Genomic DNA, 403 nt, shown 5'->3' on the forward strand with positions numbered 1-403 from the left:
TTCGAATTCGCACAGCATGATCGGCGGCTGGCCATAGGGCAGTTCATCGAGAGGCAGCCGGATATAGGAGCACACCGTGCAGGTAGTCAGGTCGACGATGCCCTCGAAGGTTTCGCCATTGCTGATGTCGATTGCCAGGATGAAGGCGAGGCGCGGCAGCCTGTCGCCCAAGCGTTGGGCGGCAAGATCCGCCTTGGTCGGCTCCTCCAGCCGGGTTATCGGAAAGCGGAAGGTGGGTGCGAGTGTCTGCCTATCCTTGAGTATGGCAACGGCAGAAGCGATCTCAGCGAGGCTCAGGGGATCGAGCGGATGGGTGACTGCGACAACGGCGTCCATTGAAATACCTCTTGGTTTCGGGAGAGACGACGCACCATGGCGCGTCGCAAGCTGCGGTGATCAGGAT

1 pseudogene is annotated in these 403 nt (G+C 60.3%); it reads right to left on the minus strand.

Annotated elements, in window-relative coordinates:
- Positions 1–336 (minus strand): annotated as a pseudogene (locus tag AF337_RS15950) (primary-amine oxidase); the annotation flags it as partial.
- Between the last annotated feature and the right edge of the window lie 67 nt (positions 337–403).

Origin of the sequence: Rhizobium ecuadorense, assembly GCF_001187535.1 — a bacterium.
Taxonomy (GTDB): Bacteria; Pseudomonadota; Alphaproteobacteria; order Rhizobiales; family Rhizobiaceae; genus Rhizobium; species Rhizobium ecuadorense.